11 protein-coding genes are annotated in these 13,771 nt (G+C 54.9%); 3 read left to right on the top strand and 8 right to left on the bottom strand.

The window, feature by feature from the left end:
• Nucleotides 1-6: 6 nt before the first annotated feature.
• The 7 genes from RT52_RS02185 to RT52_RS02155 form a co-directional block, all read right to left on the bottom strand.
• Nucleotides 7-2,139, bottom strand: coding sequence for a DNA internalization-related competence protein ComEC/Rec2 (locus tag RT52_RS02185; RefSeq protein ID WP_034814814.1), 2,133 nt, complete (start codon nt 2,137-2,139; stop codon nt 7-9).
• Between the two features lies 1 nt (nt 2,140).
• Entirely contained in the window at nt 2,141-2,710 is a 570-nt protein-coding gene (locus RT52_RS02180; RefSeq protein WP_034814813.1) for a ComEA family DNA-binding protein, read from the bottom strand.
• 160 nt (nt 2,711-2,870) lie between these two features.
• Entirely contained in the window at nt 2,871-4,511 is a 1,641-nt protein-coding gene (locus RT52_RS02175; RefSeq protein WP_034814811.1) for a methyl-accepting chemotaxis protein, read from the bottom strand.
• Complete coding sequence (locus tag RT52_RS02170) at nt 4,508-5,479, bottom strand: BMP family lipoprotein (RefSeq protein WP_034814809.1); 972 nt, start codon at nt 5,477-5,479, stop codon at nt 4,508-4,510. Before RT52_RS02170 ends, RT52_RS02175 begins: the two co-directional genes overlap by 4 nt.
• Before the next feature lie 145 nt (nt 5,480-5,624).
• Entirely contained in the window at nt 5,625-7,142 is a 1,518-nt protein-coding gene (locus RT52_RS02165; protein ID WP_034814807.1) for a flotillin family protein, read from the bottom strand.
• On the bottom strand, nt 7,143-7,667 hold the full coding sequence (locus tag RT52_RS02160; RefSeq protein ID WP_034814805.1) for an NfeD family protein: 525 nt from the start codon (nt 7,665-7,667) through the stop codon (nt 7,143-7,145).
• Nucleotides 7,667-8,068 carry a hypothetical protein gene (locus tag RT52_RS02155; RefSeq protein ID WP_034809370.1) on the bottom strand — a complete coding sequence of 134 codons (402 nt, stop codon included), beginning with the start codon at nt 8,066-8,068 and terminating at the stop codon, nt 7,667-7,669. Before RT52_RS02155 ends, RT52_RS02160 begins: the two co-directional genes overlap by 1 nt.
• A 125-nt stretch (nt 8,069-8,193) precedes the next feature.
• Between RT52_RS02155 and rnhC the strand changes: the two genes are divergently transcribed.
• From rnhC to RT52_RS02140, 3 genes are all read left to right on the top strand, one after another.
• Nucleotides 8,194-9,102, top strand: coding sequence for a ribonuclease HIII (gene rnhC / locus RT52_RS02150; protein ID WP_034814803.1), 909 nt, complete (start codon nt 8,194-8,196; stop codon nt 9,100-9,102).
• A gap of 71 nt (nt 9,103-9,173) precedes the next feature.
• On the top strand, nt 9,174-9,986 hold the full coding sequence (locus RT52_RS02145) for an alpha/beta fold hydrolase (RefSeq protein ID WP_034814801.1): 813 nt from the start codon (nt 9,174-9,176) through the stop codon (nt 9,984-9,986).
• 345 nt (nt 9,987-10,331) lie between these two features.
• Nucleotides 10,332-11,354: a PTS sugar transporter subunit IIC gene (locus tag RT52_RS02140; protein WP_034814800.1), complete on the top strand. Its 1,023-nt coding sequence runs from the start codon at nt 10,332-10,334 to the stop codon at nt 11,352-11,354.
• A gap of 40 nt (nt 11,355-11,394) precedes the next feature.
• Here RT52_RS02140 and pheT read toward each other — a convergent pair whose 3' ends face one another.
• Nucleotides 11,395-13,767 (bottom strand): phenylalanine--tRNA ligase subunit beta, encoded by a 2,373-nt coding sequence (pheT, locus tag RT52_RS02135; protein WP_034814799.1) that lies wholly within the window; start codon nt 13,765-13,767, stop codon nt 11,395-11,397.
• Nucleotides 13,768-13,771: the final 4 nt, after the last annotated feature.

Raw genomic sequence — 13,771 nt, 5'->3', positions numbered from 1 at the left:
TACATTTCATCGACTGACCTTCGTTTCCACGATCCCTCGGCAAGCGCCACGTTCACATACGATCATCCCGTCCTCATCCGTCCGTAGCACGCGCCTGCCGACAAGTCGCGCCAAGACGTCTGGATGCGGATGCCCGTAACGGTTGTTCCTGCCGACGCTCGCCACGACCCATTCCGGATCGATCCGGTTTACTAGTGCCTCGCTCGACGACGTGTCCGAGCCATGATGGCCGAGTTTGAACACATCAACGTCGACAGTCGGGAGAGTGGCTTCCCCCGCTTCCGGTAAGTCACCCGTCAATAAGTACGTCATCCCACCGACCGCTAAATAGGCCGAAACCGAATTGGCATTTTCATCTGCTTTCCGCTCCGACGGACTGACAATCCAAAGCCACGGATAAGGTCGGTCGCCTGAACGAACGTAACGGACCGGGACGTCCCTTGTCTCGAGCTTCGCTAACAAATCGTTCCGCTTCTCCAAATCGGTCGCCTCGGCCGCTAGCCATACCTCCTTTACTTGAATCGAATCAAGCACCCCTTCTAACCCACCCGTATGGTCGTGATCGGCATGGGTCAACAACAAGAAATCGATTTCCCGCTCGCCCCGCTTCCACAAGTAAGGCGCGACGACGTCTGCTCCCGGGTCGAACGTCGAGCGTTTCTGTACCGATGGGTCATGGAATACCCCGCCGACGTCAATCACGCCCGTGAGACCGTCCGTCTCGACGACGATGGCGTCACCTTGCCCGACGTCTAAAAATGTGACTCGCCCCTGCTCTTTATATTCGGCCGTCCAGGTGACGACACCGAGCGTGAGAAAGGCGACACCCCACCCAATCCAACGGCGCCGCTCGAGCAGGAGCAACCCGACCCAAAGTCCGGAAGCGAGCCCGAACGAACCCCAAACGGTCAGCTCATGGAGCGGGATCCAAGGCTTGTACATATTATGAAGCGAGAACGTCCCGTGCAACCCATCGAGTACCGGATGAAGCCACGGTTCATAGAATGGCATCAGATACGACAGGAGAGCGAGAGGAATGATCACCCACGAAAGGAGGATTGCGACGACGACGTTGTAGAGTGGCGCCACGACCGAGATGACCGGTTGAACGTGCCATAACAAAATCAATCCGACCCATTGCGCGTAAATCGCCAGACTGAGGACGTTCGTCCACAGCGCACGCGTCACAATCAAAAAGAGCGTCATCCCAACGGTAAGCTGGAACCCAAGATTGAACAACAAGTAAGGTTGAAGTGCGAGCAGTCCCGCCCCACACCAGCTGAGGAGACGCATCGGGTCACGGACCGAATAGCCGAACAAGGAAAGAATCAGCACCATGTCGGCGACGAGGACGGCGCGCGCGACCGGCGGTGAAAAGCCGGTCAACCAGCCGAACGCCGTCACAATCAAGACGATAAGGAGGATCTTCGTCTCTCGATGGAACGGGAGAGGAGATAGCAGCCATTTGAACGCGAGGACGAGCATGGCGATGTGTGACCCCGAAATGACGAGCAGATGCAACAGCCCCGTGACCCGATACGAAAACGAGGTTTCTTCATCCAACAATCGTCCTTCTCCAAACAAAAGCGCCTCCATATACAACGCAACATCGGCCCGATACGTCGCCTCGATGCGTGCCAATTGTCTCTCTTTGAACCGAAGCATCGCCCCGTCCACGCCTGCCGTCGGACGACAGGCGTGAACGGTGACTTGTCTTCCCTTGAATGAAAGGCCTGCCCCTTTCGCCCACGCCATTTCATCGAACCCGCCGACGTTTCGGAGCGGTGCGAACGCATCCGGCTCGAACGTGACGAGACACGTCTCTCCCGGACGGCCGAGCGCCACATCACGTCCGACTAAAACCCCGTTCGCCCCTGACGTCTCGCCATACAATCGGACGGAACGACCATTGTCACGCCGGCTCTCGATGGAAAACAAGACACGTTCACCTGTTGAGATCTCCGGCGGCTCATCGTGCCAAAAGACGAGTAAGGCCAGAACAATCGCGCCGCAATACGTGCTTACAGCCTGGCCACGCCACGAAGCGAGCAGCAATAAGAATAGCACGACCGAAAGGACCAAGACGTCATGGGTCCAAGCGATGAGTAGACTGATTGGAAGTAACGGAAAGAGTGGCATCTCACGGGACCAGCAGATAGCCCTTCATGTTCTCCAACGTCTTGTCACCAAACCCTTTCACATTCCGAAGCTCCTCGTACGACTTGAACGGGCCGTGTTCTTTCAAGTAGTTTAAAATCGCTTCAGCTTTGGCCGGACCGATGCCAGGGACCGTCATCAGCTCCTCTTTTGTCGCACTGTTGACGTGGACGCCGTTCGTACCGGTCTCCGTCGTCTCCGGTACGACGTCGAGAAGTTCACCTTTTTTCGGGACGGTGATCTTCGAGCCGTCGACGAGCAGTTGAGCCAAGTTCAACTGCTCCGGTTCTGCTTCCGGAGTCAAAACGGCAAGCGTTAGAACGTCCCCGACCCTTGCCCCGGACGGCATCTCATATACGTCAGGTGAGACGACGGCGCCTGTCACGTAGACGACGATTTTCCCCGCTGCCGGTTCCGCTTGAACCGACTCTTCCGCTTTGAGTTCGAATTGTTCGACCATCGGCGTCTCGGGCTGTTTCGATGCGAACATGTAGCCGACCGCCATGAATAAAGCCACGACCAGCCCGATGACGTAACGCTTCCATTTTTCCATCCCGTCTCCTCCTATCGATGCGTCTTTCATCCACAGTATGCGATGCATTCGGCACTCGCTCATCCCGGGTTATGTCCTTAGTCCAGCCCATAGTGTATCGGTAGCGCTATTCCAACCATTCCGTTCTCCCATATAAAAAAGAGACAAGCCGAAACTTGTCTCAATCGTTTTGAAAATGTTGGACTTGATTGGCAAGTGCCCCTGCCTGTCCTTCGAGTTCTTGCATCAAGGCGAAGATTTGGTCAAAGCTCGCCTGTTGTTCCTTCATCGAGGCGGCCACTTCCTCGTTTCCGGCGGCTAGCTCTTCCGTCACCCCGCTCACTTCTTCGACCCGCTTCAACACGTTCGTCACTTCACTGCTCGAGGCGAGCATCTCTCGCTCGATCGTATGGACGAATGTGGCCACATGGTCTGTCCGGTCATGGATGCGTGTGAACGCCTGTTTCGTCAAGCCGAACGCTTGTCGTTGTGCCGTCTGTTCTTGACTCGCCTCTTCGACCGTCTGTTTCAACCGCTCCACTTCTTCGTGAATCGATTGGACGACCCCAAAGATGGACCGTGTCGCCACGTTACTCTCTTCGGCCAGCTTCTTCACTTCGCTTGCGACGACGGCGAAGCCACGCCCCGCCTCACCGGCCCGCGCCGCTTCAATCGCTGCGTTCAATGCGAGTAAGTTCGTCTGGGCGGCAACGTCTTCGACGAGTTTCGCCATCCGTTCAATCTCGTCCGTGTTTCGCGCAAACGCATCCATCCGTTTGACGAGCGTGTCATTCCGTTCGCTCGAGCGTTGTAAAATCCGCTCTTGGTCAATCAGCGTTTCAATCCCGTCTTGGACTTCACGCGTCATCGCGCTCGTCTCTTCTGTCGTCTGGCGCGTCTGTTGGAGGCTCGTCTCGAACGAGGCCGCCATGATGCCGACCGACTCGAGCGTCTCCTGTAGTTCGGTCGCAATCGATTGGGCACCGTTCGCCATCTCATCGACCGCGTTCGTGATGTTTGACGTCGTGCTGACGACCGCCTCGTTCTCGGTCGCGGCCGTCTCGGTCATCGCGTTGACTTGCATCGAGGTGACCCGGATTGACCCGATCACCGTTTGAAGGGAGACCGTCATATGTTGCATCGCTCGTTCAAGACGCCCGATCTCGTCTCGTCTCGTCGACTCTGGCAATGAAATCAGTCGACCAGAAGCGATGGCCTCGGCTGCCTCGACGGTCTGCTCGAGCGGACGCGTGATGGAACGGGCAAAGAAGAAGTTGTACACCGCGAGCGCGCCAATCACGAACGCCGTGAGCACGATGGAAATGACAAACAACCGTTTCGTCTCCTCTGCCGCCTCCTGTTGGAGTGCTTCGTAGAACGAACCATTCTTTACGAGTAGCGTATTCACGTCGTTCAGCAATCCTTCAAGCTTGGCGGCTTGAATTCGGGCCGCAATCCCACCCGACTCGGCCTCGACGTTCTCACCGATGCGTGTATACTTCTCCGTCGCCCGCTCCAAATGTTCATTGAAGGTCGGAATCAAGTACGTCCGCTCTAGCGTCTCAAACGTGGCCACATTGTTCTCGCGGATGCGTGCCAACTGATTCAAGGTCGCTGGGCTCATCTGTTCGCCAAGCGATGTCCAGAGCGACTGCTCTTGAAGCAGTGACGTCTCGAGCTGGGACAGCTCAATCATTTGCGAGCCATACTGTTCGTTATACGTTTGCAACCGATTTAACGTCGTCAAGACGTAACTCATCATTAGGACGACCAACACGACCGTGAAGACGGTTGATACAATAAATCGTTTTCGTAAACTCATGGTGAATTGCCCTCCAGTAGCCGTTTCTCGAACGCGTCAAAGCGTTCTTGTTCCTCGTCGCTCCACTGGACGCGTCGAAGTGCGGCGAGACCGACCCCGCCTTGTTCGAGACCGATCGTGAGATGTTCACTGAACGCGTCTTCTTGAACGTTTTCCGCGATTGCCACGATGGCTAAGTCGACTTGTTTTAACATCGACGTGATGACCGCGTCCGGCGCAATCATCGATTGGTCGCTATCGACCCCGATCGCTTTCACGCCGTTCGCTTGTGCGGTTTGCAAGACACCGACGCCGGTTAATCCAGCCGCCGCATACAACACGTCGGCTCCTGCCTCGATCTGTTTCTCGGCCAACTGCTGCCCGATCTCAGGTGAGGCAAAGTCATTCGCATAATCGACTAGGAGTTCGACATCGGCGTTCACCGCCTGCGCCCCGAGTAAGAAGCCGGTCGAGAACTTTTGAATCAATTCATTGTCGACACCGCCGACAAAGCCGATTTTGCCTGTCTCTGTCTCAAGGCCTGCGACCGCACCGGCTAACGCGCTCCCTTCTACTTCTTCAAACGTGACCGAAATCACGTTCGGTAACGTCGAGACGGCGTCAATCAAGGCGAACTGTTGGTCTGGATGATTGGCCGCTACTTTCTCTAAGTCCTCCTGGCACGCAAAGCCGAGACCGATGATGACATCGTGCCCTGCCGCTACGAGCTGTTCGAAGCCGGCTTCATACGTTTTCGTCTCCTCAAGCTCTCGATAATCAACGTACCATTCCCCAGTCTCTCGTAATTGACCCATGCCCCGCATGGCCGCGTCGCTGAACGATTGGTCCCCGAGACCGACGTCCGATAAGACGACACCCATCGACTGCCGCTCCTCGATGGCGGTCTCAGGTCGATCGATGACAGATTGACAGGCCGATAACCACAACACGCTCGCGGTCATCAACCCGAAGATGACTCCTTTTTTCATGACATTCTTCCTCTCTCAATTGGTCTGACATCTCACTTATCGACACGATTCGACTCGGCTTGAAGTCATTCCGTTTGAAAGTTAGGGAAATCTCGCGCATGTTCACAAAAAAGGCCGCAGACGAATGCGTCTGCGACCTCGTGATTTATTCTTCTGTCGTCGCTGCCGTCTCAACGAGCTTGCGTTCCGGCGCATCGTCTGTCGGCACGTTCCCTTTCCCGACGAAGTTGTCGAGCAGGTCTTTCATGTCGATCCCCGATGAGGCTTTGAGCGTCTGCTGGAGCGACGCCATCAAGTCAGTGGCATAACCCGTGACTTTTCCGGCCCCACCGTCTTTGCCGCTTCCTGTATCGACGACCGTGATTTGATCGATGTTTCCGAGTGGCGCAGCAATCTGTTTCGCGTAGTCCGGAAGCATCTTGACGACCATATCGAGAATCGCGGCTTGGCCGTATTGCTCGAACGCTTCGGCGATTTTTTGTTTCGCTTCCGCTTCGGCAAGACCGGTCAAGCGGATGATTTCGGCTTCCGCTTCCCCTTTTGCCCGCTCCGAATCGGCTTCGGCGAGACCGGCGAGGCGGACGCGCTCGGCGTCGGCTTTCGCTTCGGCCTCGATGCGGTACTTCTCGGCATCGGCTGAGGCGATTTGACGGGCTTTATCCGCTTCAGCTGACTGCTCGATCGCATATCGATCGGCGTCGGCTTTCTTTTTCACTTCCGAGTCGTATTGTTTCTCGCGACGCATAATCTCTTTCTCTTCGAGCTCGATTTGCTTTTGACGCTCGATGATTTGGACTTGCATCTGTTGCTCGGTGACTTCTTGTTTCGCTTTCGCCTCTTCGAGCTCGTACGCCTGGTCGGCTCGGGCTTTGGCGACGTCTTGTTCACGACGGTACGCCGCGATGCGGAGTTGGTTCTCTTTCTCGGCTTCCGCGATTTCTGACGCCCGCTCGAGCTCGGCTTTCTTCGCGTCTTTCATCGCTTCGGCTTGCTTGATGCGTGTCTCTTTATCCGCTTCGGCCGTCGCGATGTCCGCGTCTCGTTTGACTTGGGCGATTCGCGGTTTACCGAGCGACTCGAGATAACCGTTCTTGTCGCGGACGTCTTTAATTGTGAACGAGACGATGACGAGGCCCATCTTGGCCAAGTCTTGCGAGGCGACGCGTTGGACTTCTTGTGAGAACTTGTCACGGTTCTTGTAAATCTCTTCGACCGTCATCGAGCCGAGGATCGAACGGAGATGCCCTTCGAGCACTTCTTTCGCCTCGTTCTCACGTTCGATTTTCGGTTTGCCGAGGAACTGTTCGGCTGCTGTGGCAATCTCACTGATAGAGCCCCCGATTTTAATGATAGCCGTTCCGTCCGCCATGACCGGTACACCTTGCTCGGTGTACACTTCCGGTGTCGTGACTTCGAGTTTGCTCGAGAGAAGGCTGAGCGGTTCTGCTTGCTGGAATACCGGCAAGACGAACGTACCGCCACCCCGGATGATTTTGACCCGGTTGCCCGAAGCGTCACTATGAACGTTTTTCTTCCCTAAGTAACTCCCGGTGACAATTAACGCCTCATCCGGTCCGACTGTACGGTACTTTAATACGAATACAAAAATCAGGGAAAGAATGATCACCCCGACGATAATGCTTGCAAGTATGACTGTATCCATCTATCCATTCTCCTTCCGGATTGTCGGTTCGTCATATTCCATGACGACCGCAATGTTTCGTTCTACTTCGATGATGACGACGCGACGGTCCGCCGGGATGGCTTTTCCGTCGATGCTTTGCGCCGTCTTTAACACGGAGCCGGTCACCGACTCGACGAGCACTTCCCCGTACCCGCCTTCCGGGACAGGAACGGTCAACCGACCGACGAGGCCGATGAGCGAATCGTCAGTCATCCCGATTGATTCTTCCGCGTTCGATAACGGCAACAAGACGAATAAGTAAAGAAGCGTCGTCAAAGCGAAAGACCCAACGAGGGCGACGGCGAGCCCAATCATCGGCGAGACGTGCGCGAGTGCATTCAAAATGAGACCGATTCCCGCCCCGAGTGCCAAGAACGAAAGGATGACGGCCGGATTGAACCAGCCTTCAAACAAATCGAACGCATCCGAGAACAGCATATAAACGAACGTCCCGAGCCCCGCGATGATGAGGACCCACCAATATAGTTGATCGATCGACTCCATTACCACCCCTCCTCGCTTCGGCGTTCATGCTCGTAGGCGAGCACGCGGCGCAAATGCTCGACTTCAAGCGCGAGCGCCCGTTCAATCGTGTCCCATTCCGAGAGCGGACGGGTCGGTTGCTCAACAGATTGACGGACGCGCCCTAACGTCTGCTCGAACCGCAATCGATCGTAGCGATCGACGGCCTCCACACGCTCTTGCCGCAATAACGTCAAATAATGATCGACTTCCGCCTGCAACGTAATGATTTGCTCTGCCGTCGTCTCCGACGACTCCTGCATGAGTAGACGACGCACCCGCACTTGATGGGCCACTAGTTTGGCGATTCTCGATTCTAACTCGAGAATTTGTTTATAGAGGGATTCCGCCTCATCTTGCTCCGTGTCATCGCGCCACCACATTTTCGCCTCACCTCATTTCACTTCTACTCGACTCACTGTTTCATACGGAAAAGCCGGTGCACTGGTTTCAAAATATACAAAAAAAATGTAAAATTAATTTGCGAGAGAGAAAGGAAGTGCTCCTGTTGGGCAATCAAGTCATCAAATTATCGATTGAGGCGCAAAACGCCTTAATCGAGCGTTATTCACCCTACGCGGTCAATCCGCCGCCTTACGCCAAATTCAGTGCGAAAACACCTTCGTGCGTGATTACCGTTTACAATTCGGGTAAAGTCATGTTCCAAGGCCAGGCGGCCGAAACGGAGGCAGCAAAATGGGGGACGCCGGAGGCGAAAAAAGTAGCGGCTGCCTCGACACTACCAGACGGTTTTTCAAATTGGTCGGTCGTCGGCAGTGACGAAGTCGGAAAAGGAGACTATTTCGGTCCGCTCGTCATCGTCGCCGCTTACGTTTCGAAAGATAAGATCGACCTCGTCAAAGAACTAGGCGTCAAAGACTCGAAACTGTTGTCCGACCCTGAGATCAAACGAATCGCCCGTGATTTACATGTGACGATTCCGTATCAGAAGGCGACGCTCCATAACCCGATGTACAACAAGATGCAAAAGACGATGACGCAAGGGAAGATGACGGCCATCGCCCATAACGCCGCCTTGTCGGCCCTTCTCGAAAAACTCGAGGAGAAGCCGGATGCGATTTTAATCGATCAGTTCGCGGAAAAGAACGTCTATTACAAGCATCTGAGCCATGAGCGAAACATCGTCAATGCTGACGTCTATTTCTCGACGAAAGCGGAAGGGTTACACGTCGCCGTCGCAGCCGCCTCGATTTTGGCACGCGCGTTCTTTTTGAAAGAAATGGACAAATTAAGTCAAACCGTCGGCCTCACGTTGCCCAAAGGAGCGGGAGCCAAAGTCGACCAAGTCGCCGCCTCGCTCATTAAACGTGATGGTGTCGAACGGTTGAACGATATCGCCAAAGTTCATTTCGCCAACACGAAGAAGGCGCTGCGCTTGAGCGAGTTGAAACGATAGTGCTTCCAAGCGACATATGGTATATTATTTTTATGGTTTAATGAACTTAAAATTTTTGGAGGATAGCGTTCATGTTGCATTATAAAACGTACACATTAAGCGACGATCATCCTTGGGTCATCTTCATTCATGGCGCCGGGGGGAGCCTGTCTCACTGGTATCGTCAAATCCGACCGTTTAAAAAGAAATATAATGTCCTGTTGCTCGACTTGCGTGGCCACGGCGGATCTTATGATGCCGAGCAGTCGTTGACGCAACCGCTCAACGCGTATACGCTCGACGTCGTCGTCGAAGACGTGGTCGAAGTGATGGACCACTTGAACATCGAAAAAGGCCATATGGTCGGCCTATCGCTTGGAACGATCGTCATTCAAGCGATGTTCGAACATCACCCGGAGCGAATCGCATCGGTCGTGCTCGGGGGCGCGATCGTCAAATTCAACGTTCGATCGACGTTGTTGATTCGTCTCGGTAGTCTCGTGCAAAGCTTCGTGCCGTACATGTGGCTCTATCAACTGTTCGCATGGATTTTATTGCCGAAAAAACGCCATAAGAAGTCACGGATGATGTTTGTCCGCGATGCGGCTAACCTATGCCAACGCGAGTTCATTCGTTGGTTCAAGATGACCGAGAACATGAATCCGTTGCTCCGACATTTCTCATCGATTCAAACGGCCGTCCCGATTCTTTATGTGATGGGTGATGAGGATTACATGTTTCTCGAAGCGGTCGAACGGACGGCGAAACACCAGCCGACGGCGAACGTTCATGTCGTCGAGGATTCTGGTCACGTCGTCAACGTCGATCAGCCGGATATCTTTAACACCGTCTCGATGAATTTTATTGATGAACAAGTTGGCTTGCTCACGGCTAGCACCTCATAACGCTATGTATGGCGAATGGTAGCGCTCTCAATTTGGGAGCTGCTACCTCTTTTTATTTTATCGTTCCAATTTTTTTCAAATAAATTTTCAGAAAATATTGATTATTGAAAATTGTCATGTTACTCTAAGACAAATCTTAGCAAAACGGAGGAGCGAAACGCCATGCATACACAGACACAACACGGCCTGCTGATTATTATTCGACGAAGGGACTGAAAATCGACTCGTAAACCGAGACGAATTTTTGGGCCCTTGTTTCGATGGATTCGGACGAGGCGCTCACCGTGAACCACTTGCGCCTATCCCATTCGGATAGGTTTTTTTATTGGAAAACAGACAGAGGAGATGATGGAAGTGAAACAGTACGCAATGGATCGAATGATTAAAATATCAGCCGGGATGGCAAGCGCCGTCCTCGTCACGCTCGGGGTCGGTCTCTTGATTGAGACGATTGGAAACATGACAGGGCTCGGCATGCTCGTCACGATTGGCCAAGTCGCCAAGTCATTACTCGCCCCGGCCCTCGGCGCAGGTGTGGCCTATCAACTCGGCGGCAACACGCTCATTTTATTCAGTTCGATGATTGCGGCAACCGTCGGCGGGGCCGCGCTCCAACCGACCGAAAGTGGACTCGTGCTCGTCCCGGGTCAACCGATCAGCGCTTTGATTGCAGCGGCTGCGGCTGTCTGGATTGGAAAACGCGTTCTCGGCAAGACGAAGTTTGACATGATGGTCGTCCCGGTTTCCGCCGTTCTCGGTGGTGGAATCGTCGGAGTCGGTGCAGCTGCCGTTACGACACCGCTCATCAACTCCATCAGTGCGAGCATCACCGCATCAGTCAACACGTCACCAGTCGCCACATCACTCGTCATCGCGCTCGTCTTTAGCGTCATGCTCATGTCCCCGGCCTCATCGGCTGCGCTCGCCATCGCGCTCCAACTCGACCCCGTCGCGAGTGCTGCCGCCTTGATCGGATGTACCGCCCAATTCGTCGGGTTCACACTCATGGCCTATCGTCAAACCGACCCAGGCGGTTTGGTCGCATCATTCTTCGTCACACCGAAAGTCCAGTTCCCGAACGTCGTCAAAAATCCGCGCGTCGTCATGCCACCCTTTATCGCGGCGATGGTTAGCGCCCCGATTGCGACGCTCTGGTTCTCGCTCGAAGTCCCGTACGAGATTGCCGGTCTCGGTTTGAACTCGATGATCGCCCCACTCAATATCTTGGCGGCTCAAGGCGCCGAGGCATTCGCCATCTTCGTCGGCACAGGCGTCGTGCTCCCTGCTGTCATCACGTTCCTTCTTTATAAAGTGACTTGCCTCGTCGGTTGGACGAAGTTCGGTGACTTGGCGCTCGAAGTGCAATAAAAAACTGCGATTCCTAAGCTTAGGAATCGCAGTTTTTGCGTTAAGCGCGAACGTCGGCGCCGTGTGTCGCTTTGACGGCGGCGATGATCGCCTCATACGACGCTGTCACTTCTTCATCTTGAAGCGTGCGCGTCGGATCTTGATATTTAAGTGAAAAGGCGAGCGATTTCTCGTCTTCCCCGACGTTTTCACCTGTATAGACATCGAACAAGGCGAGGTCAATCAAGAGCGGACCGGCCGCTTGTTTCATCGTCGCCTCAACGTGACCGGCTGGGATGTCTCGGTTTAAGACGAGTGCCAAGTCTCGCGTGATGGACGGGTAACGTGGCACGTCTTCATAAATCGCTGTCGCTTCCGTATCGAACGCTTGGACATCGAGTTCGAAGACATATACTTCTTTTAAACCGTAGATGTCTTTCGATACACCTGGATGCACTTGACCGACATAGCCGACGACCTCTCCGTCAACGAGGACGTTCGCCGTGCGGCCCGGATGCATGTCCGGAATCGAAGCGGCTTCATACGTGACTTCGGTGCGAAGCGTCTGTGCCAACGTGTCGACAATCCCTTTCGCGACGAAATAGTCGACCGGGACGCGTGTGCCTTGCGAACGATGGTCGTACCAAAGGCCTGTCACGACAGCGGCCACACGTTCTGTCTCGAGCGGTAACGTCTCCCCGACGTTCACATATACGCGTCCCGTTTCGTACAAGCCAACGTTCGCTTGTTGACGGGCCGTGTTATGTCGCACCGCTTCAAGGAGTCCTGGGACGAGTGATGTCCGAAGCACGGTACGTTCTTCACTCATCGGCATCGCCAATTGTACTTTTGTCGCCGATTCGCCGCCGAAGCGTGATGCGTGTGCCTCACTCGTCAACGAGTACGTAATCGCTTGCGATAGCCCTGCACCTTGGAGGATGCGGCGCACACGACGGCGCAAGACGTTGACATGCGGCAAGTAACCTTTCGTCGTCGAGGCCGGCAGTTTCGACGGTAGGCTGTCGTAACCGAACAGACGAGCAACTTCTTCTGTCACGTCCGCCGGTAGCTCGAGGTCGGGACGACGGGACGGGACGCGTACCGTCAACAGTTCGTCGCCTTCGACGTCGAGGCCGAGGCGGTTCAAAATCGAGACGATCGTCTCCCGGTCGAGCTCCATACCGAGACGTTCATTGATGTAGGCAACCGATACGTCAATCGTCCGTTCGGCCGACAGGATATCCCCGGACGTCACGGCGTCACTGACGGTCCCACCGCTGATCGACTGAATCAATTGCGCAGCCCGGTCGAGCGCACGCATGACACGCTCAGGGTCGACGCCTTTCTCGAAACGAGCGCTCGAATCGGAACGAAGCCCGAGCACACGACTCGTCTTCCGCACCGAGGCTGGAACGAAATAAGCGGATTCGAGCACGACACTCGTCGTCGTCGCGTCGACTTCGGTGCTCGCACCACCCATGACACCGGCGATGGCGACCGGCGCATTCCCGTCCGTGATGACCATCATCGATTCATCGAGCGTCCGTGTCACATCGTCAAGCGTCACAATCGTCTCGCCGTCGTGTGCTTGACGGACGCCGATGGCTCGGCCGAGCTTCGACGCATCGAACGCGTGGAGCGGCTGACCGAGTTCGAGCATGACATAGTTCGTCACGTCGACGACGTTGTTGATTGGGCGCACGCCCTCTGCGATCAAGATGTTCTTCAACCATTGCGGCGAGTCCTCGATTTTGACCCCATCCACGCGTCGCGTCGCGTAATACGGGCAGTTGTCTGTCTCAAGTGAGACCGTGACGTCATTTTGACCAGTTGCCGCGACGTCCGTGTCCGGTAACGTGTACGGACGCTCCAAAATCGCTGCGACTTCGTGAATGATGCCATAGAGGCTGAGACAGTCCGAACGGTTCGGCGTCAAGCCGAGTTCGAGCACCTCATCATCGAGGTCAAGGAGACTGACGACGTCCGCACCGACTTCGACCGCTTCACGGAACGTATGGATTCCGTCTTGTTCGTCTTCGCGGATTTGCTTCTTCTCGAATCCGAGTTCCTCGAGCGAACAAATCATTCCGTGTGACTCGACGCCGCGCAGTTTGGCCTTCTTGATTTTCAAGCCAGGTAGCGTCGCGCCGACCGTTGCGACGATGACGTGTTGACCGGCCGCGACGTTCGGGGCGCCACAGACGATTTGAGCCGTGTCACCACCGATGTCGACTGTCGTCACGTTCAACTTATCCGCTTCCGGATGCTTTTCGCACGTCAAGACGCGTCCGACGACGAGACCGCTCAATCCCTCGGCCCGATTCGTCACGCCTTCCACTTCAATCCCATTCTTTGTAATCAAATCGGCGAGCTGTTGCCCGCTCAAATCCGAGACGTCGATATATTGATTCAACCATTTTTTTGATAGTAACATGTGT

The sequence above is a fragment of the Exiguobacterium alkaliphilum 12/1 genome, from assembly GCF_000714435.1.
In the GTDB taxonomy this organism is placed as follows: Bacteria; Bacillota; Bacilli; order Exiguobacteriales; family Exiguobacteriaceae; genus Exiguobacterium; species Exiguobacterium alkaliphilum.
The sequence above is the reverse complement of the archived record's forward strand: the minus strand, read 5'-3'. Positions and strand labels throughout refer to the sequence as shown.

Excerpts from the sequence above, each read along its gene's own strand:
- RT52_RS02180 (WP_034814813.1), bottom strand. The coding sequence starts at position 2,710 with ATGGAAAAATGGAAGCGTTACGTCATCGGGCTGGTCGTGGCTTTATTC.
- RT52_RS02175 (WP_034814811.1), bottom strand. The coding sequence starts at position 4,511 with ATGAGTTTACGAAAACGATTTATTGTATCAACCGTCTTCACGGTCGTG.
- RT52_RS02165 (WP_034814807.1), bottom strand. The coding sequence starts at position 7,142 with ATGGATACAGTCATACTTGCAAGCATTATCGTCGGGGTGATCATTCTT.
- RT52_RS02185 (WP_034814814.1), bottom strand. The coding sequence starts at position 2,139 with ATGCCACTCTTTCCGTTACTTCCAATCAGTCTACTCATCGCTTGGACC.
- RT52_RS02140 (WP_034814800.1), top strand. The coding sequence starts at position 10,332 with ATGATGGAAGTGAAACAGTACGCAATGGATCGAATGATTAAAATATCA.
- RT52_RS02170 (WP_034814809.1), bottom strand. The coding sequence starts at position 5,479 with ATGAAAAAAGGAGTCATCTTCGGGTTGATGACCGCGAGCGTGTTGTGG.
- pheT (WP_034814799.1), bottom strand. The coding sequence starts at position 13,767 with ATGTTACTATCAAAAAAATGGTTGAATCAATATATCGACGTCTCGGAT.
- RT52_RS02145 (WP_034814801.1), top strand. The coding sequence starts at position 9,174 with ATGTTGCATTATAAAACGTACACATTAAGCGACGATCATCCTTGGGTC.
- RT52_RS02155 (WP_034809370.1), bottom strand. The coding sequence starts at position 8,068 with ATGTGGTGGCGCGATGACACGGAGCAAGATGAGGCGGAATCCCTCTAT.
- RT52_RS02160 (WP_034814805.1), bottom strand. The coding sequence starts at position 7,667 with ATGGAGTCGATCGATCAACTATATTGGTGGGTCCTCATCATCGCGGGG.